The sequence below is a fragment of the Caballeronia sp. ATUFL_M2_KS44 genome (assembly GCF_023630965.1).
Lineage (GTDB): Bacteria > Pseudomonadota > Gammaproteobacteria > Burkholderiales > Burkholderiaceae > Caballeronia > Caballeronia concitans.
Genome location: NZ_JALQEA010000006.1, coordinates 1 through 18,309, shown reverse-complemented (window position 1 = coordinate 18,309; position 18,309 = coordinate 1). Strand labels below are relative to the sequence as shown.

At 64.9% G+C, this 18,309-nt stretch carries 16 protein-coding genes, 1 tRNA gene and 1 pseudogene; 5 read left to right on the top strand and 13 right to left on the bottom strand.

Annotated features, from left to right (window positions below):
• Positions 1 to 37: 37 nt before the first annotated feature.
• From NCR39_RS00110 to rodA, 5 genes are all read left to right on the top strand, one after another.
• Entirely contained in the window at positions 38 to 1,081 is a 1,044-nt protein-coding gene (locus tag NCR39_RS00110) for a rod shape-determining protein (protein ID WP_004189550.1), read from the top strand.
• Between the two features lie 184 nt (positions 1,082 to 1,265).
• Positions 1,266 to 2,384, top strand: coding sequence for a rod shape-determining protein MreC (gene mreC, locus NCR39_RS00105; RefSeq protein WP_250449994.1), 1,119 nt, complete (start codon positions 1,266 to 1,268; stop codon positions 2,382 to 2,384).
• Positions 2,381 to 2,893, top strand: a complete 513-nt coding sequence (mreD, locus tag NCR39_RS00100; RefSeq protein WP_250449992.1) for a rod shape-determining protein MreD — start codon at positions 2,381 to 2,383, stop codon at positions 2,891 to 2,893. Before mreC ends, mreD begins: the two co-directional genes overlap by 4 nt.
• Before the next feature lie 89 nt (positions 2,894 to 2,982).
• Complete coding sequence (gene mrdA / locus NCR39_RS00095) at positions 2,983 to 5,280, top strand: penicillin-binding protein 2 (RefSeq protein WP_250449990.1); 2,298 nt, start codon at positions 2,983 to 2,985, stop codon at positions 5,278 to 5,280.
• 22 nt (positions 5,281 to 5,302) lie between these two features.
• Complete coding sequence (rodA, locus tag NCR39_RS00090; RefSeq protein WP_040053284.1) at positions 5,303 to 6,451, top strand: rod shape-determining protein RodA; 1,149 nt, start codon at positions 5,303 to 5,305, stop codon at positions 6,449 to 6,451.
• Between the two features lie 64 nt (positions 6,452 to 6,515).
• On the opposite strand, the gene NCR39_RS00085 is transcribed toward rodA, so the two are convergent.
• The 13 genes and pseudogenes from NCR39_RS00085 to NCR39_RS00025 all read right to left on the bottom strand — a co-directional run.
• Positions 6,516 to 7,202, bottom strand: a complete 687-nt coding sequence (locus tag NCR39_RS00085) for a tetratricopeptide repeat protein (protein WP_250449988.1) — start codon at positions 7,200 to 7,202, stop codon at positions 6,516 to 6,518.
• On the bottom strand, positions 7,199 to 7,981 hold the full coding sequence (locus tag NCR39_RS00080) for an HpcH/HpaI aldolase family protein (protein ID WP_250449986.1): 783 nt from the start codon (positions 7,979 to 7,981) through the stop codon (positions 7,199 to 7,201). The genes NCR39_RS00085 and NCR39_RS00080 overlap by 4 nt, the downstream gene beginning before the upstream one ends.
• A 162-nt stretch (positions 7,982 to 8,143) precedes the next feature.
• A complete protein-coding gene (queD, locus tag NCR39_RS00075) occupies positions 8,144 to 8,590 on the bottom strand; it encodes a 6-carboxytetrahydropterin synthase QueD (protein ID WP_040053203.1) in 447 nt (148 codons plus the stop codon).
• Positions 8,591 to 8,607: 17 nt separating this feature from the next.
• Complete coding sequence (gene queE, locus NCR39_RS00070) at positions 8,608 to 9,240, bottom strand: 7-carboxy-7-deazaguanine synthase (protein WP_250449984.1); 633 nt, start codon at positions 9,238 to 9,240, stop codon at positions 8,608 to 8,610.
• 31 nt (positions 9,241 to 9,271) lie between these two features.
• Complete coding sequence (gene queC, locus NCR39_RS00065; protein WP_250449982.1) at positions 9,272 to 10,006, bottom strand: 7-cyano-7-deazaguanine synthase QueC; 735 nt, start codon at positions 10,004 to 10,006, stop codon at positions 9,272 to 9,274.
• Between the two features lie 396 nt (positions 10,007 to 10,402).
• Positions 10,403 to 10,478, bottom strand: a tRNA-Phe gene (locus NCR39_RS00060).
• Between the two features lie 95 nt (positions 10,479 to 10,573).
• Positions 10,574 to 11,290, bottom strand: coding sequence for a response regulator transcription factor EsaR (gene esaR / locus NCR39_RS00055; protein ID WP_250449980.1), 717 nt, complete (start codon positions 11,288 to 11,290; stop codon positions 10,574 to 10,576).
• Positions 11,291 to 13,714, bottom strand: coding sequence for a sensor histidine kinase (locus NCR39_RS00050; protein WP_284507061.1), 2,424 nt, complete (start codon positions 13,712 to 13,714; stop codon positions 11,291 to 11,293).
• A 22-nt stretch (positions 13,715 to 13,736) separates the two neighbouring features.
• The gene (locus NCR39_RS00045; protein ID WP_040053208.1) at positions 13,737 to 14,333 is read right to left on the bottom strand and encodes a DUF4390 domain-containing protein; all 597 of its coding nucleotides are present in this window, start codon (positions 14,331 to 14,333) and stop codon (positions 13,737 to 13,739) included.
• Positions 14,330 to 15,802 carry a 16S rRNA (cytosine(967)-C(5))-methyltransferase RsmB gene (rsmB, locus tag NCR39_RS00040; RefSeq protein WP_250449975.1) on the bottom strand — a complete coding sequence of 491 codons (1,473 nt, stop codon included), beginning with the start codon at positions 15,800 to 15,802 and terminating at the stop codon, positions 14,330 to 14,332. The genes NCR39_RS00045 and rsmB overlap by 4 nt, the downstream gene beginning before the upstream one ends.
• 167 nt (positions 15,803 to 15,969) lie before the next feature.
• On the bottom strand, positions 15,970 to 16,824 hold the full coding sequence (gene htpX / locus NCR39_RS00035) for a zinc metalloprotease HtpX (protein ID WP_040053209.1): 855 nt from the start codon (positions 16,822 to 16,824) through the stop codon (positions 15,970 to 15,972).
• 115 nt (positions 16,825 to 16,939) lie between these two features.
• Positions 16,940 to 17,578 carry a LysE family translocator gene (locus tag NCR39_RS00030; protein ID WP_250449973.1) on the bottom strand — a complete coding sequence of 213 codons (639 nt, stop codon included), beginning with the start codon at positions 17,576 to 17,578 and terminating at the stop codon, positions 16,940 to 16,942.
• A 35-nt stretch (positions 17,579 to 17,613) separates the two neighbouring features.
• Positions 17,614 to 18,222: pseudogene (locus NCR39_RS00025) on the bottom strand (methionyl-tRNA formyltransferase); the annotation flags it as partial.
• Between the last annotated feature and the right edge of the window lie 87 nt (positions 18,223 to 18,309).

The window sequence follows — 18,309 nt, the reverse complement described above, 5'->3', positions numbered from 1 at the left end:
AGCGAGGCACGGCTACCCAGCGAGACAGGATTTTTGAATGTTCGGCTTTTTGCGCAGCTATTTTTCCAACGACCTGGCGATTGACCTCGGAACCGCCAACACGCTGATCTACATGCGCGGCAAGGGCATCGTCCTCGACGAGCCGTCAGTCGTCTCCATCCGCCAGGAAGGCGGCCCGAACGGCAAGAAGACCATTCAGGCTGTCGGCAAGGAAGCAAAGCAGATGCTCGGCAAGGTGCCGGGCAACATCGAAGCCATCCGCCCGATGAAAGACGGCGTCATCGCCGACTTCACCGTCACCGAGCAGATGATCAAGCAGTTCATCAAGACTGCCCACGAATCCCGCATGTTCTCGCCGTCGCCGCGCATCATTATTTGCGTGCCGTGCGGCTCCACGCAGGTCGAGCGCCGCGCCATCAAGGAAGCGGCGCACGGCGCGGGCGCATCGCAGGTGTACCTGATCGAAGAACCCATGGCCGCCGCAATCGGCGCGGGTCTGCCGGTTTCGGAAGCCACGGGCTCCATGGTCGTCGACATCGGCGGCGGCACGACGGAAGTCGGCGTCATCTCGCTCGGCGGCATCGTGTACAAGGGCTCGGTGCGCGTCGGCGGCGACAAGTTCGACGAAGCCATCGTCAACTACATCCGCCGCAATTACGGCATGCTGATCGGCGAGCAGACGGCCGAAGCCATCAAGAAAGAAATCGGTTCCGCGTTCCCGGGCTCCGAAGTGAAGGAAATGGAAGTCAAGGGCCGCAATCTGTCCGAAGGCATTCCGCGCAGCTTCACCATCTCCAGCAACGAAATCCTCGAAGCGCTGACCGATCCGCTGAACCAGATCGTGTCGTCGGTGAAGATCGCGCTGGAACAGACGCCGCCGGAACTCGGCGCGGACATCGCGGAACGCGGCATGATGCTGACCGGCGGCGGCGCGCTCCTGCGCGACCTTGACCGCCTGCTCGCGGAAGAGACCGGCCTGCCGGTGCTCGTCGCCGAAGATCCGCTGACCTGCGTGGTGCGTGGCTCGGGCATGGCGCTCGAGCGCATGGACAAGCTCGGCAGCATCTTCTCGTACGAGTGATCCTTGCATACGGCGTCCTTGAATCGACATGACGCCGCGCAACACTAAAAGCATCCGCGTAACGCGACGCGCGCACGGCCCGGCACCAGCCCGGGCCGTTGTCGAAATAGCGTAGGGCAGGTTCCGCCAAAAGCGACAAAGCCTGCAGCATCGATCCACCCCGCTCACGCCCTCGGCGCCGACCATGGAATACAGTCCGCCGCCACTTTTCAAGCAAGGCCCTTCCGCGCTTGCGCGCCTGATCTTTTTCGTGGTGCTCGCCATTGCACTGCTCGTCTCGGATGCTCGCTTCAATACGCTCGAAATCGTGCGCGGAATCTTAGGCGCGGGGCTTTATCCGTTGCAGCGCGCGGCGCTCGTGCCGCGCGACATCTTCATGGGCGCGGCGGATCTGGCCGTGACCAGCGCGAGCCTGCGCAGCGAAAACCGCAAGCTCGCGGACAAGAATCTCGAACTGTCCCTGAAGGCGGGCGATGCCGCGCAGCTGGCTATCGAAAACGCGCATCTGCGGGCGCTCTTGAATCTGCAGTCGCGCGCGACGACGCAGACCACGCCCGCCGAAATCCAGTACGACACGCGTGACCCGTTCACGCAGAAGGTCGTGATCGGCAAGGGTTCGCAGCAAGGCATCCAGGACGGCGCGCCGGTCGTCGACGAAGAAGGCGTGATCGGCCAGGTGACGCGCGTGTTCCCGATGCAATCCGAAGTCACGCTTCTGAGCGACAAGGATCAGGCCATTCCCGTGCAGATCGCGCGAACGGGGCTGCGCAGCGTCATCTACGGCACGCCGAAGGGCGACACGCTCGATCTTCGTTTCGTGCCGATCAGCGCGGACGTGCAAGTGGGCGATCAGTTGGTCACGAGCGGGCTCGACGGCGTGTATCCGCCGGGGCTCGCGGTCGCGAAGGTGCTGCGCGTCGACAAGCAGGCGGACACGGCTTTCGCGCGCGTCGTGTGCGTGCCGATCGCGGCGGTGCGCGGCGCGCGTCAACTCCTCGTGCTGCATTACAACGTGAACGTGCCGCCGAACCCGATCGAAGTCGAAGCGGCCGCTGCGGCCAAGGAAGCGAAGGAAAACAAGGGCAAGAAGAAGTCGGCGCCCAAGGCGGCCGCTGCTGCTGCGGCTGGCGCGAGCGGTGCATCGGCGCCGGCGGCTGCATCGGCTCCGGCTCCGGCGAGCGCGGCGGCAGCATCGCCCGCGGCGAAGCCTGCCGCGCCGAAGGCGGCATCCAGCGCGGCGGCGGCTAAACACACCCGCAAAGCGCACGTGCCGAAGCCCGCATCATCGGGAGCCGCGCGATGAACCGCCCGCAGTACATTCTTCAGCCAGTCAATCCGTACTTCATCACGTTCAGCCTCGCGGCGGCGTTTCTGCTGAATCTGGTGCCTTGGGGCCGGCTCGTCGGCGTGCCGGATTTCGTCGCGCTGGTGCTGTTGTTCTGGAACGTGCAGCAGCCGCGCAAGGTCGGCATGGGCATCGCGTTTCTGCTCGGGCTCCTGATGGACGTCCACAGCGCGAACCTGCTCGGCGAACACGCGCTCGCGTACACGCTGCTGTCCTATGGCGCGATCACGATTCATCGGCGGGTGCTGTGGATGTCGCTGCCCGTGCAGATGTTCGTCGTCGCACCGCTTTTGATCGGCGCGCATCTCGTGCCGTTCGTGATCCGCCTGATGACGGGCGCCGCGTTTCCCGGCTGGAGCTATCTCGTGAACGGATTCGTCGAAGCGCTGCTTTGGCCCGTCGCGAGTTTCCTGCTGCTCATGCCGCAACGGCGCGCAGCCGATCCCGACGACACGCGCCCCATCTGAGCGCCGCCGCGCGCAACGAAGGGCGTATGAGCGCCCGCGCGCGGACTACACTTGAATCGCGATAGATCGCGAAAACTCGCGAAACCTGCATGACCGAAATCAAGAACACCGAGCAACAGTTGTCGAAGTTCCGCTTGCGCGTCGCGGCGGCGGGACTGTTCGTGTTCGTCTGCTTCGGGCTGATCGGCCTGCGCTTTCTGTATCTGCAGGTCTGGCACTTCAGCAAATACTCGCTGCAAGCGAACGAAAACCGCATCTCCGTTGCGCCGATCGTCCCGAACCGCGGCATCATCACCGACCGCAACGGCGTCGTGCTCGCGAAGAACTATTCCGCGTACACGCTCGAAATCACGCCGTCGAAGATCAACGGCACGCTCGACGAAGTCATCGACAACATTTCGCAGGTCATTCCCGTCGATGCCCGCGATCGCCGGCGTTTCAAGAAGCTGCTCGAAGATTCGAAGAATTTCGAGAGCTTGCCGATCCGCACGCGCCTCACCGACGAAGAAGTCGCCAAGTTCACCGCGCAGCGCTTCCGCTTTCCCGGCGTCGAAGTGCGCGCGCGTCTGTTCCGCCAATATCCGCTCGGCACGACGGCCGCGCACGTGATCGGCTACATCGGGCGCATTTCGCAGCGGGATCAGGAACGCATCGACGATGCAAGCGACGCCAACGACGCGAATTCCGATCACTACGATCCGCGTCTCGACGCAAACAACTACAAGGGCACGGATTACGTCGGCAAGATCGGCGTCGAGCAGAGTTATGAGACGGAGCTGCACGGTCTGACCGGTTTCGAGGAAGTCGAAGTCACGGCGGGCGGGCGGCCCGTTCGCACGATGTCGCGCACGCAGGCGACGCCCGGCAACAATCTCGTGCTCTCGCTGGATATCGGTTTGCAGCAGGTGGCCGAGCAGGCGTTCGCGGGCAAGCGCGGCGCGCTCGTCGCCATCGAACCTTCCACGGGCGATGTCCTCGCGTTCGTGTCCGCGCCGAGCTTCGATCCGAATTCCTTCGTCGACGGCATCGACCAGCAGACGTGGGACGCGCTCAACAATTCGCCGGATCATCCGCTCTTGAATCGTCCGTTGCACGGCACGTATCCGCCGGGCTCGACCTACAAGCCGTTCATGGCGCTCGCCGCGCTCACGCTGCACAAGCGCACGCCGGGCTGGGGTTTTCAGGATCCCGGTTCGTACACGTTCGGCGGCCACACGTTCCGCAACGACGTGCGTTCCGGTCAGGGCTGGGTGGACATGAATCGCGCGATCGTCGTGTCGAACGACACGTATTTCTACATGCTCGCGCACGATCTCGGCGTCAACGCGATGGCCGGCTTCATGAAGCCGTGGGGCTTCGGGCAGATCACGGGCATCGATATCGCGGGCGAGGCGCGCGGCATTCTTCCGTCGACGGAATGGAAGCGCAAGGCGTATCGCAAGCCTGAACAACAGCGCTGGTACGAAGGCGAAACCATCAGTCTGGGCATCGGTCAGGGCTACAACTCGTTCACCATTCTGCAACTCGCGCACGCCACGGCGACGCTCGCGAATAACGGCGTCGTGATGAAGCCGCACCTCGTGCGCGATATCGAAAATCCGATCACCAAGGCCGAACGCACCGTGGTGCGCGATCCGAGCGACAAGATTCCCGTGCGCCAGCAGGACGTCGATTTCATCAAGCGCGCGATGGAAGGCGTGATCACCAACGGCACGGCGGCCAAGGTGTTTGCCGGCGCGCAATATCAGGCGGCGGGCAAGACCGGGACGGCGCAGGTTTATTCGCTGCAGGGCGCGAATTATCGCGGTCACGCGACCGCCGAGCATCTGCGCGACCATGCGCTGTTCATCGCGTTCGCGCCGGCCGAGCAGCCGAAGATCGCGCTTGCGCTGATCGTCGAAAACGGCGGCTGGGGCGCGGAATCGGCCGGTCCGATCGCGCGCAAAGTGCTCGATTACTACCTCGTGGATCGCATGAAGCCGGGCGCCGAAGCGGCCGCCGTCGCCGCCGCCGCGTCCGCCACCGAAGATGCCGGGCTGCCCGTGATCGGCGGCACGCAATCGCCGGCGGCGGCAGCGCTGCCGGCATCGGTTGCGAATCAGTCGGCGGCGTTCTCGCCTTCGGCGGCGTCGAATCCGGCGGTCGCGAAGGCGGCTTCCGCGCCGCCCGTTCCGGCATCGGCGGCGGGATCGGCGGGATCGGCGGGAGCGAAGGCGAAAGCGGCGTCGGCGCCGTCGGCTGCGCTGCCTGCTTCGTCGGCGACGCCCGCGCCCGCCCGCAAGCGCGGACAGAAGAACGCGCCGGCCGAGCCTTCGCCCACGATGGCGCGCGGCCCCGGCAACGACGGCGTGCGCACTTTCGTGCCGACCGGCGGCATCGACGAATAAGGAAATCGGCATGCAACTGCATATGCAATTCGACAAGCACGCCTGGATCGAGCGCGCGAAGCGCATGTTCGCGGGCTTCGATCGCCCGCTCGCGCTGATCGTTTTTCTGCTGCTGTGCGTGGGTATCGTCACGCTGTATAGCGCGAGTCTCGACATGCCGGGCCGCGTGGAGGACCAGTTGCGCAACATCATGCTGACGTTCGGCCTGATGTGGGTGCTCGCGAACATTCCGCCGCAGACGCTGATGCGCTTCGCCGTGCCGCTCTACACCGTGGGCGTCGCGCTGCTCGTGGCGGTCGCCGCGTTCGGGCTGACGCGCAAGGGCGCGAAACGCTGGCTGAACGTCGGCGTGGTGATTCAGCCTTCGGAGATCATGAAGATCGCCATGCCGCTGATGCTCGCGTGGTACTACCAGCGGCGCGAGGGCAACATTCGCTGGTGGGATTACGTCGTCGGCTTTGTGATTCTGATGCTGCCCGTCGCCTTGATCGCGAAGCAGCCGGACTTGGGCACGGCGGTGCTCGTGTTCGCGGCGGGCGTGTTCGTCATTTATTTCGCGGGCCTGAGTTTCAAGCTGATCGTGCCGGTGCTCGCGGCGGCGGTGATCGTGGTGGCGAGCGTCGCCGTGTTCCAGGACCGCATCTGCCAGCCGGAAGTGAACTGGCCGCTGATGCACGATTATCAAAAGCATCGCATCTGCACGCTGCTCGACCCGACGTCCGATCCCCTCGGCAAAGGCTTCCACACCATTCAGGCGGTGATCGCGATCGGCTCCGGCGGCACGCTCGGGAAGGGCTGGCTCAAGGGCACCCAGGCGCACCTCGAATTCATCCCGGAGAAGCACACGGACTTCATCTTCGCCGTGTTCTCCGAGGAATTCGGGCTCGCGGGCGGGCTCGTGCTGCTCTTCCTCTACATGGCGCTGATCGCGCGCGGGCTGTATATCGCGGCGAACGGCGCAACCTTCTTCGGGCGATTGCTGGCCGGATCGCTCACGCTCGCGTTCTTCACCTACGCGTTCGTGAACATCGGCATGGTGAGCGGGATTTTGCCGGTCGTCGGCGTGCCGCTACCGTTCATGAGCTATGGCGGAACCGCGCTCACGACGCTCGGCGTCGCGGTCGGCCTCATCATGAGCGTCGCGCGGCAGAAGCGTCTGATGCAGAGTTGACGTTTCTCGCAGCCACCAAGAAAGAACCGCGGCCTCGACCGCGGTTTTTTTATTTCGATGCCGCTTACTGAGGCTTTTGCCGCTCCAGTTCCGCGCTCAATTGCTGGTATTTCAGCTTCGCGGCCGGATCGCCCTGAGCGGCGGCGGCTGCGTAATACGCGCGCGCCACGTTGAGATTGCGTTCGACGCCATCGCCGCCGCGCTCGTAAAACGATCCCGCGACGTATTGCGCGGTCATGTCGCCGCCCTGCGCGGCTTTCTTGTACCAGGCGAACGCCTGCGTGTTGTCGCGCGCGGTGCCTCGGCCATCGAGAAACTGATTCGCGAGCGCCAGTTCCGCCTGCACGTGCCCTTGACTGGCCGCGCGCAGGAACCAGCGATGCGCTTCCGCCGGATCTTTCTCCACGAACTGGCCGTCGTCGTACATCTTGCCGTAGACGTACTGCGCGTGCGTCATGTTCGCGTCGGCGGCGCGGCGCAGCCACTTCTTGCCTTCGTCGACGTCCGAGGCGCCGCCTTCGCCGTTGAGCAGCATCATCGCGTAATTGAACTCGGCGAGCCGGCTGCCCTTTTCCGCCGCGCGACGAAACTCCGAGCGCGCCGCGACGAAGTTGCCCGCGTTGTAATCGGCGACGGCGTTTTGCGTCGCCAGATCCGTGGCCTTGAGCGCGCCCTCTGCGTGCGCGCCGCCGCCCAGGAAACACAGCGCGGCCGATACCGCCACCGCGCCGCCACGCCATGCGCTTTTCATGCTCTCGCCTCCTGCAACGCCTGCCGCGTCGACTTCAGCAGCCACATCACATCTGCCGCGATCGACACGAGCTTGATGCCCGCCTGCGCGTATTGCCGCGCGCCGGCGACATCGAGCGCGAAAATGCCGCTCGCGATGCCCGCGCGTTCGGCCGCATCCGCGATTTTCTGTATGGCCGCGTTGACGTCGGGATGCTTCGCGTCGCCGAGATGGCCGAGACTCGCGGCCAAGTCCGCCGGGCCGATGAACAGGCAATCGACGCCGGGCGTCGCGGCGATTTCATCGACGGCTTCGAGCGCGGCGACCGATTCGATCTGCACGATCGTCGCGACTTGCGCATTCGCGCCCGACACGTAGTCGCGCCGCATGCCGTATGCCGCCGCGCGCACCGCGCCCGCGACGCCGCGCAGGCCGTCGAGTTGCGCCTCGGTCGGATACTGCGTGAGCCGCACGACGCGCGCGGCGTCTTCCGCCGATTGCACGTTCGGAAACATCAGCGTGCGCGCGCCTGCATCGAGCGCGCGCTTGACGAGCCAGCCTTCGGCGAACGGCACGCGCACGATCGGCTCGGTCGGCAGATGCGCCGCCGCGATCGCGCGAAGCTGCTCGACGACATCGCGGCTATCGTTCGGCGAGTGCTCCATGTCGATGCACAGCCAGTCGAAGCCCGCGTGCGCGAGCGCTTCGGCGGCATCGGCGCTGCATAGCGAAAGCCACAGTCCGAAGAGCGGACCGGGTTCGCGAAAGCGCTGCTTGAGGGTATTGGTGAAGGTGCTCATCGCGCGGCTCCCCGAAAAGAGCGTGCGCGCGATGCGAGGAACGACGGGAAGGATGACGGCATGCTCGCGCTCCGTTTCTTGTCGACCGAAGTTGGTCTCATGCAAGAGGATGCGGCCGCCCGGATCGGCGACTCACCGGGCGATCATACCGTGTTCGCGTGCTTACTCGCGCTCGACGTCGGCCCAGCAGTTCGGCGTTTCGTAGAGACGCAGGCGCTTGAGCTTGAGATTCACGCCGTAATGCGCGTCGTAGACGTCGGCGAGAATGCGGAACGCGACCGCCGCCATGTTTTCGACGGTCGGAATGCGGTCGAAGACCACGGTCTTGTGATCCGCGAGCGACGCGAGGAATTCGCGCACTTTGGCATCGCCTTCATAGACGATGAACGCGTGATCCCACTTATTGACGAGATGCTCCATCGCCAGCGACTTCACGTCGGCGAAGTCCATGACCATGCCGCGATCCGGCGCGCCTTCGGTATCGACGAGGTCGCCTTGCAGCGTGATCTCGAGCACGTAACGATGCCCATGCAGGTTACGGCACTGGCTGCGGTGATCGGGGATGCGGTGGCCCGCATCGAATTCGAGTTTTCGGGTAATCGTCTGCACGTCGGCTCGATCGTCTTTCAGGGGATATTCAGATATTTGTGCGTCTGCATCGACAGGCGCCACTTCGGATGCCGCTTGCACCAGTCGATCGCGAGCTTCGTGTTGATGTCGCGCGACGGGCCGTCCATCGGCTGCACGAGAAAATACTCGAAGTCGAGCTTTTCGTACTCGGCGAGGCGCTGGTTGTCCTGCGGCACGACCACTTTCAGTTCGTTGCCCTTCGTGACCACGAGCGGCGCGTCCGCCTTCGGGCTCACGCAGATCCAGTCGATGCTATCGAGCACCGGCATCGAACCGTTCGTTTCGATCGCCATTTCGAAGCCCGCTTCATGCAGCGCGTCGACGAAAGGCTGATCGATCTGGAGCATCGGCTCGCCGCCCGTGCAGACGACGAACTTGTGCGCCGCGCCTTCCGGCCACAGCGATGCGATCTTCGCAACGAGTTCCGCAGGCGTTCTGTACTTGCCGCCGTTCTCGCCGTCAGTGCCGACGAAATCCGTGTCGCAGAAGCGGCACACCGCGTCCGCGCGGTCTTCCTCGCGTCCCGACCAGAGGTTGCAGCCGGCGAAGCGGCAGAACACGGCCGGGCGCCCGGCGTTCGCGCCCTCGCCCTGCAACGTGTAGAAGATTTCCTTTACCGCGTACGTCATGACTGCTCTGTGACTTTGTGTTGATGCCGGTTCAGACCGGTTCGGTGGTGACTTGCTCGCCCGCGCGATACGCCTCGTATCCACGCTTGCGCAGTTTGCATGCCGGGCACTGGCCGCAGCCGTAGCCCCATTCGTGCAGTTCGGAACGCTCGCCGACATAGCACGTATGCGTTTCGACGCGAATCAGTTCGACGAGCGTCTCGCCGCCCAGCGTTTCCGCGAGACGCCACGTGTCGGCCTTGTCGAGCCACATGAGCGGCGTTTCGAGCGCATAGCGCGTTTCCATGCCGAGATTCAGCGCGACTTGCAGCGCCTTCATGGTGTCGTCGCGGCAATCGGGATACCCGGAGAAATCCGTTTCGCACATGCCGCCGACGAGCACCTTCAGCCCGCGCCGATATGCGACCGCCGCCGCGATCGTCATGAACAGCAGATTGCGGCCCGGCACGAACGTGTTCGGCAAGCCGTTCGCCGTCGCCTCGATTTCGATCTCGCGGGTCATCGCGGTATCGCTGATCGCGCCGAGCACGGACAGGTCGATCATGTGATCGTCGCCGAGGCGGCCTGCCCACTGCGGAAACTTGCTCGCGACTTCCGAGCGGAAACCGCTGCGGCATTCCAGTTCGACGCGATGTCGCTGGCCGTAGTCGAAGCCCAGCGTCTCGACCGTCTTGTAGCGTTCGAGCGCCCATGCGAGGCACGTGGCCGAGTCCTGGCCGCCGGAAAACAGCACGAGGGCGCTGTCCTTCGCGTCTATCCGAGTCACCGTGAAAACTCCGTATATGAGAGGGTCGCGCGCCGCGCGAACGGTCGGAACGACCGGCGCGGCGATGTGCGATCCAGTATAGGCCGGCGGACTTTCCTCGGACGCGCGCGCCCCGTATGTCTCCGATAGCGGACCGGCGGACCGTTCGCCGATCGGTTCGAGCGACGTTCGGGCGCGATTCGGAGCATCGAAAAGAAAAGGACTTGCGGTCCGAGGACGAGGCAAGTCCTTAATTCGGCGCGAATTTTAGCATGTCGGGGCGTTGTTCGCCGAGCTGCCGGCGGGCGTTGAATGCCCGGTCAGCAGACGGTGTACGCCACGCTCCCGGCGCAACGCATTTGCAGCGCCCGAAATGAAAAAGCCCGAGAGCGATGAACTCTCGGGCTTTCTGCATTCTGGTGGCCTGGGACGGAATCGAACCATCGACACGCGGATTTTCAATCCGCTGCTCTACCAACTGAGCTACCGGGCCAACGAAGAGGTGAAACTATAGCAGAGCCATGTGCGGCGCTCAAGCCTTTTTGCGGATTTTTATCGCTTTCGTCGCCGATGCACTGCGGTCGCGGCTCAAACCTCGTTCTTGTTCTTTCCGAGATCGACGCCCAGCTGCTTGAGCTTGCGATACAAATGCGTGCGCTCCAGCCCCGTCTTCTCCGCGACGCGCGTCATGCTGCCGTTCTCGCGCGCGAGGTGATATTCGAAGTACGCGCGCTCGAACGCATCGCGGGCATCGCGCAGCGGAATGTCGAACGAAATCGATGCCGTCTGCGCCGCCTGGCCCGCCGCCGCGCCGCCCGCGCCCGCATCGCCGGACGATGCGTTGAGCGCGGAAGCCGTCGGCAGCGCAGCCGCGACCGGCACGCCCGATGCGCCCGCGTTCCCCGAAGGCTTCGTCGCCGCGACGACAGCGGGCGCCGCCGTGCCGTGCGCGAGCCCCTGCTCGACCGCCTTCAGCAGCTTCTGCAGCGCGATCGGCTTTTCGAGGAAGTTGAGTGCGCCGATCTTCGTCGCCTCGACCGCCGTGTCGATGGTCGCGTGACCCGACATCATGATCACCGGCATCGTGAGCTTGCCCTGCGCGGCCCACTCCTTCAGAAGCGTGACGCCATCGGTGTCCGGCATCCAGATGTCGAGCAGGACGAGATCGGGCGTCTGCTGCAAGCGGTAATCGCGCGCGTGCTGCGCGTTCTCCGCCACGTCCACCACGTGTCCCTCGTCGCTCAGGATCTCGGAGAGCAGTTCCCGGATCCCCATTTCATCGTCTACCACCAGGATGGTTGCCATTTAAGCTGCCCTTGTCTGCACTGTTGCTTTTGTCGTTCCGTGTTTCGCGGCCGGCGCGGCTGACGGCGTCGCGCCATCGGCGGCGTCTTCCGCGAGTTGAAGAAACAGAATCGAGATTTGCGCGCCTTCCACGACGTCCGCCGTTCTGGAACGGTTGCGAATGTCGATGCGCGCACCGTGCTCGTCGACGATCTTCTTCACCGTTGCAAGTCCCAGACCCGTGCCTTTCGCCTTCGTGGTCACGTAAGGCTCGAAGGCGCGCGACAGAATGCGCGCCGGAAAGCCCGCGCCGTTATCGGAAACCGTGAGCCGCACCGCGACGCGCGCGTGCCCCGACGCATCCGGCTCGCCATATTCTACTGTCCTCGTTTCGAGCAGGACGCGCGGCTCGGCCACTTCGGCGACGGCATCCTGCGCGTTTTGCAGCAGGTTGTGGATGACTTGGCGGATCTGCGTCGCGTCGCCGCGAATGACGGGCAGCTTCGCGAGATCCACCTTGATCGGACTTTTGCCCTCTTCGATGCCGTACAGCGTCAGCACTTCGCCGACGAGATCGTTCAACTGAAGATTCGCGAGCACCGCGGGCGGCGTGCGCGCGTATTCGCGGAAATCGTCGACCATGCGCTTCATTGCCTGCACCTGATTCACGATGGTCGTCGATGCGCGCTTGAGCACGTCGGCGTCCTGCGGCGCGAGCTTGTCCGCGAGCTTCATTTGCAGGCGCTCGGCGGAAAGCTGAATGGGCGTGAGCGGATTCTTGATCTCGTGCGCGAGACGCCGCGCCACCTCGCCCCACGCGACCGAACGCTGCGCGGAGATCACGTCGGAGATATCGTCGAACACGACGACATAGCCGGTCGTTTCGGTGTCTTCAGTATCGCTTTCGACGCCGGTCAGCAATTGCGTGCCGCGCACGAGCAAGGTCAGCGGGTCGTTTTCGCCCGGCACCGTGACCGCGACCTGTTGCTGCCAGTGCCCGCGATCGCCCGCCGGATGGCCGCTGCCGACCGCCGCCGCGTCACGCTCGGCGAACGCTTTCTTGACCATCGCGCCGAACTCCGCGAGCACGTCGATGCTGTCCAGCGGCTGATTGACGAGCGCGTCGAACGGCTGGCGGAAGATGCGCGCCGCGCCGCGATTCGCCGTCGTCAGCCGGAATTGGCGATCGAACACGAACACGCCCGCCGTCAGATTCGCGAGGATGCTTTCGAGATACGCCTTCGAATGCTCCAGCGCGATGCGGTTGTTCTCCACCGCCGCGCGCGCCTCCGATAGCTGGCGCGTCATCGCGTTGAAAGACTGCGTGAGAAAGCCGAGTTCGTCGCGCGAATTGATCTCGCGCTTGGGCGTGTAGTCGCCTTCGGCCACTTCCTTCGTGCCCTGCGCGAGCAGAAAGAGCGGCCGCGCAAGCTGATTGCCGAGCGCGAGCGCGAGCATCATCGCGATGAACGTCGCGAGAAAGAGCGCGAGCGTCAGCGTGCCGATGTACATCTTGCGCAAGCCCGTGCGCCCGAGCCGCTTTTCCTGGTACTCGCGATACGCGCGCTGCACGGCGTCCGCGTTGCGCGCGAGTTCCTGGCTCACGGGCTGTTCGATCTGCAAGAAGCGGTCGACGTGCTGGAATTCGGTGGTCGTGGTCGGGTCGGGAATTTTCGTGATGACGCGAAGCCGCAGCGCGCCCTTCGGCCCTTTCGATGCCGGATCGCCGTCTATCTCGCCTTCTATCGCGCCGAACGGACGATCCTGCGCAGCCTTCAGCATCGCGCTCGAAGGCTCGTTGGTGGGCAGCAGCGCGTAGATGTTGCCCGATGCCTGCGCGACGGTCCGCAAGCCCGGCACGCGCAGCGAGCCGCCGCCCGCGTTCAGGTCCTCGCGGTTGTACTGATCGCGCGGACGCTCGAACACGACGGCATCCTGCACGCCGTATTGATCCCGCAGACGCAGGAGCGTCAACGTGAGGCTCGACGGATCGGCGCTCGCGAGCTGGTCGCTCATTTGACGGCCGCGATTCTTGAAGTCGGCCAGCGACGTTTCGAGCATGCCGCGCCCGAGCGTCAGGCCCGACGTGAGCGCGGTCTCGACGTTCACATCGAACCAGGATTCGATGCTGCGCGACACGAACTGATACGACACCACGTAGATGATCGCGCCCGGCAGCACGCCGACGAGCGCGAAGATGAGCGCGAGCTTGGCCAATAGCCGCGTGCCGAAGCGCCCCTGCCTCACGCGCGACACGATGATGAGCGTGAGGCTGATCACGATCAGCATGAAGACGATCGCCACCGCCACGTTCGCGGCATACAGCCAGCCGTAGTAGCGGTCGAAGAACTCGGTATTCGCGCTCGCGAGCGCGAGCATCACGAGCAGCACCGCCGCCGTGATGGCAACCGTCGTAACCAGCAGCCGAACGACAAAACTCTTCATGTCCGTGCGGCCGCGTCGAAATCTATTTCGCACGTTCCGCCGCCGTAAAAGTGAACCGCTTCCAGTCCGATGAAAGGTTCCAGTCGCGGTTGTTGACCGCGTCGATCTGGAACGGCTTGGGCATCAGCGCGATATCGAGCTGCATGCGCACCGATGCGTTGTACGTTTCTCCGCCATGCACCTGATTCCGGTCGATGACATGCCACGATGCCACGTGCTTGATGACGGAAAGTGCTTCGTTCAGCGATGCAAAGCGCAACTGCAAGCCGCCCGTCGATACGCGGTATTCGTTCGTGAGCGGCTGATACGAAAGGCGGATGCTTTGCGACACGTTGACCGGCTCTTCGTCGAACCAATACCAGCGCGGCCGCGACAGCGCAAAGTCGATGGTGAAGTAGAGCGGCACGCTGCGGTTCACGGCTTCTTCGAGACTGCTGTTCAGATCGAAGTCGAAGTGCGCATCGAGACTCCAGCCGTTATTGTCCGCCTGCAACGACGCGCGCTGCACGGAGATCGTCTCGGCGAGCGCGGGTTGTGCTGCGGCGAAACTCAGCCAGAGCGCCAGCGCAGTCCAGATGACGGCCGCGAGCCGAAGCGGAAGAATGCGTTTTATCGTCACCGTTTCTGAAAGCGCGCGTAGAAGAATCCGTCGTGGTCCGCGATGTAGTCCGCGTTCCGGTTCGATGCCGGGCTCGCCCCCTCAGCACTGCCCGGACCGTGGCCTTCGATATTTGTACCGTCCGGTGACTCTTGCACCGCACCCGCGCTCGCGCGCGGCGCCGTCGGCAGCAGTTGCCCCGGCGCGTCCAATCGTACCGCATCTTCATGCGCCGCTCCAAACCAGCGGGCCTGCTCTTCGCCCTCCTCCGGAAAGATCGAGCACGTCACGTAGAGCAATTCGCCGCCCTTCGCGACGAGCGGCCACAGCGCCGCGAGAATGCGTCTTTGTTCGACGACGAGCGCCGCGATATCCGATGACCGGCGCAGCCAGCGAATGTCCGGATGACGCCGCACGATGCCCGACGCCGAGCACGGCACGTCCGCGAGAATGCGGTCGAAGGGCGCGCCGTCGAACCAGAGCGACGGATCGCCGGCATCGCCGACGCGCACGTCCGCTGCAAGTTTCAGGCGCTCCAGATTCTGCCCGATGCGGCCCGCGCGGTCGGCATCGCTTTCGAGCGCGACGAGATGCACGTCCGCGAGTTCGAGAATGTGCCCCGTCTTGCCGCCGGGCGCGGCGCACGCGTCGAGCACGCGCATGCCGTCGCGCGCGTCGAGCCATTGCGCCGCGAGTTGCGCGCCCGCGTCCTGCACCGAGACTTCGCCTTCCGCGAAGCCGGGAATGCGGTCGACGGGCATCGGCGTTTTGAGACGCACTGCGTGCAGGCCGGCGGCATCGGCTTCGATATGTTCGGCCTTCAGGCGATTCACGTAAGCCGCGACGTTCGTATGGCGCGCGTTCACACGCAGCGTGAGCGGGCCTTGCGCGTTGCCCGCGTCCAGAATGCGCTCCCAGGCTTGCGGCTGCGCGCGCTGGACCGCGTCGATCCACCATTGCGGATAGTTCCATCGCGCGACGGGACTTGCCGCGGCTTCCGCGACGAGCGCGTCGCGTTCGCGCAGGAAATTGCGCAGCACCGCGTTCACGAGTCCCTTCGCGAAGCCGAATTCGCGCCTCGCGGCGATCGCGTTCACGGCCTGATCGACGACGGTGAACGGCGCATAGGCGGCGTGCGCTTCGTCGTCGGTGAGGAGCGCGAACGCGCACGCGAGCACGTTCGCCACGTGCGGCGGCGGCGCCTTTCGCACGAGCTTGTGCAAGAGCGCATCGGCGATGCCGAGCCGGCGCATCGCGCGATACGCGATGTCCTGAATCGCGCCGCGCGCCAACGCGTGCTTGCCCGAGGCCACGACCGTCTGGATCGCGGCGGGCAACGCCGAGCCCGCGCGCACGCCGCCGACGGCTTGCGCGGCGCCATCGAGCGCGAACGCGAGCGAATCCGGCGCGAGATGGAGCGCGCTCATGCGGGACGGCGCGCGCGACGGCTGATGCGCGGCCGCGTGCCGGCGTGAAGGCTTGTCGTTCATTTGGATGGGATCGGTCGGCGGCAAGCGTTTGGCTTGCACAAACGAGGATTGTAACGTGCGACGAAACGGCGCCTGCCTTGAGGCGGCGCGCGCCGCGACTTCATCGGGTGCAAACGAAAAAAGCCGCCCCGATTGCTCGGGGCGGCTTCTCGCGGAACGCGGAGCGCTTACATCCGCCCGGTGCGCGCCATCTCCATCAAACGCGCGACGCGCTCTTCCGTCGCCGGGTGCGTCGAGAACCAGTTCGCGATGCTCCCGCCCGACAGCGGATTCATGATCATCATCTGCGCGGTCGCCGGATGCGCTTCCGCCGCCGGGAACGGCACGCCCGATGCGTACGCGTGGATCTTCTCCAGCGCGCTCGCGAGCGCTTGCGGGTCGCCCGAAATCTGCGCGCCGCCGCGATCGGCTTCGAATTCGCGCGCGCGGGAGATCGCCATCTGGATCATCGCGCCCGCGATCGGCGCGAGAATCGCCACCGCGATGCTCGCGATCGGATTCGCCGGGCGGCCTTCTTCATCGCGTCCGCCGAAGAACATCGCAAAGTTCGCGAGCGCGGAGATCGCGCCGGCCATCGTCGCGGAAATGGTCGAAATGAGAATGTCGCGATGCTTCACGTGCGCCAGTTCGTGCGCCATCACGCCGCGCATTTCGCGCTCGGACAGCACGCGCAGAATGCCCGTGGTCGCCGCGACCGCCGCGTGCTCCGGATTGCGGCCCGTGGCGAACGCGTTCGGCGCGTCTTCGTTGATGAGATAGACGCGCGGCATCGGCAATTGAGCGCGCGTGGCGAGTTCGCGCACCATGCGATAGAACTGCGGCGCGGTGGTTTCGTCGACTTCCTGCGCGTTGTACATGCGCAGAACCATCTTGTCCGAGAACCAGTACGAGAAGAAATTCATGCCGAGCGCGACGATCAGCGCGAGCATCATGCCCTTCGACCCGCCGATCATGCCGCCGATCACGACGAAGAGGGCCGTGATCGCTGCCATCAGCATCGCGGTTTTGACCCAGTTGAACATATGCGGAGCTCCTCTCCCTAATACGTTGCGCAACCTGCGCGGTAATCCTGCCCTACGTGGTCAGGACGGCCATTGTAAGCAGAATGTTAGATAAGGGCATCCGCGAATAATTCAACTATCCGTGCGAAGTCGCCAGTTTGATGCCGAGCCCGACGAACGCGCCGCCGACACCGCGATCCAGCCACCGCTTGACGCCCGGTTTGCCGGAAAAGCGCTCGGTGACGCTGCCCGCGATCCACGCGACGAAGCTGTTCCAGACCGTGCTCATCGCGATGAAAACGAGGCCGAGCGTGAGAAACGCGAGTATTTTGTGCTGGCTGTCGGCTGCGACGAATTGCGGGAAGAACGAGACAAAGAACAGCACCACTTTCGGGTTCAGCACGTTCGTGACGAAACCCTGCGTGAAAAGCTGCCGAAGCGACTTCGGCGCAGATCTGGCGCTGGCCTGGGCGTCGCTCGGCGGCGCGTCTTTCGTGAAGATGAGCCGCACGCCGAGATAGATCAGATAAATCGCGCCCGCGATCTTGACCACGGTGAACGCCGTGGCGGATGCCGCGAGAATCGCGGTCAGGCCGAACGCGCACGCGAGCGTATGCACCACGCAGCCCGCCGAAATGCCGAGCGCCGAGACGATGCCCGCGCCCCGCCCCTGCGCGACGCTGCGCCCGACGATGTACGCGGTATCCGGCCCCGGCGTGACGTTGAGCAGAAAGACGGCGACGAGGAAGAACGCGAATCCGGTGATGCCGAGCATGTGAAGCCTCCAGACGGCTTTATGGGCGATGCTTTTTATTCTAGGCCGCGCTCGTCACCCTGAACGGCGAAGCGCTGACCTTTCGACAACGACGCGCCCGCGAGGAATTCGCGCACCGGCAGACGCTTGCCGCCGGGCTTTTGCAGTTGCGTGAGCTTGAGCGCGCCGCTGCCGCACGTCACCACGATGCCGTCCGCCGACACGTCCGCGATCACGCCAGGTTCCCCCGCGACGCCACTCGCGGGCTGCGCCGCCCAGATCTTGATCGCCGCGTCATCGACGGTTCCGACAGCGCCGGGGAACGGATCGAACGCCCGCACTTGCCGCGCGAGTTCCTCCGCCGGCCGCCGCCAGTCGAGCGCCGCTTCGTGCTTGGCAATCTTCTCGGCGTAGGTCGTGCCTTCCTCGGGCTGCGGTGTCGACGGGAGCGAACCGTCGCGTTCGAGATCGCGCAATGCGCCGACGATCAACTCCGCGCCCATTGCCGCGAGACGGTCGTGCAGCGTGGCGGTGGTGTCGTCGGAAGCGATGGGCGTGCGCGCCTCGCGGATCATCGCGCCGGTGTCGAGGCCGGCGTCCATCTGCATGAGCGTGATGCCGGTTTCGGCGTCGCCCGCTTCAATCGCGCGATGGATCGGCGCGGCGGGGGGGGGGGGGGGGCCCCCCCCCCGGGGGCCTCCCGGGTGGCCCCCCCCCCCCGGCACGCGCGGGGGTTTCACTGTTCAACCCCG

Bases quoted from the DNA above. Each gene is read 5' to 3' on its own strand.
- NCR39_RS00030 (WP_250449973.1), bottom strand. From the start codon at position 17,578: ATGCTCGGCATCACCGGATTCGCGTTCTTCCTCGTCGCCGTCTTTCTG.
- htpX (WP_040053209.1), bottom strand. From the start codon at position 16,824: ATGTTCAACTGGGTCAAAACCGCGATGCTGATGGCAGCGATCACGGCC.
- NCR39_RS00080 (WP_250449986.1), bottom strand. From the start codon at position 7,981: ATGAGCACCTTCACCAATACCCTCAAGCAGCGCTTTCGCGAACCCGGT.
- queE (WP_250449984.1), bottom strand. From the start codon at position 9,240: ATGACGTACGCGGTAAAGGAAATCTTCTACACGTTGCAGGGCGAGGGC.
- mreD (WP_250449992.1), top strand. From the start codon at position 2,381: ATGAACCGCCCGCAGTACATTCTTCAGCCAGTCAATCCGTACTTCATC.
- esaR (WP_250449980.1), bottom strand. From the start codon at position 11,290: ATGGCAACCATCCTGGTGGTAGACGATGAAATGGGGATCCGGGAACTG.
- rsmB (WP_250449975.1), bottom strand. From the start codon at position 15,802: ATGAACGACAAGCCTTCACGCCGGCACGCGGCCGCGCATCAGCCGTCG.
- mreC (WP_250449994.1), top strand. From the start codon at position 1,266: ATGGAATACAGTCCGCCGCCACTTTTCAAGCAAGGCCCTTCCGCGCTT.
- NCR39_RS00085 (WP_250449988.1), bottom strand. From the start codon at position 7,202: ATGAAAAGCGCATGGCGTGGCGGCGCGGTGGCGGTATCGGCCGCGCTG.
- NCR39_RS00050 (WP_284507061.1), bottom strand. From the start codon at position 13,714: ATGAAGAGTTTTGTCGTTCGGCTGCTGGTTACGACGGTTGCCATCACG.
- rodA (WP_040053284.1), top strand. From the start codon at position 5,303: ATGCAATTCGACAAGCACGCCTGGATCGAGCGCGCGAAGCGCATGTTC.
- mrdA (WP_250449990.1), top strand. From the start codon at position 2,983: ATGACCGAAATCAAGAACACCGAGCAACAGTTGTCGAAGTTCCGCTTG.
- NCR39_RS00110 (WP_004189550.1), top strand. From the start codon at position 38: ATGTTCGGCTTTTTGCGCAGCTATTTTTCCAACGACCTGGCGATTGAC.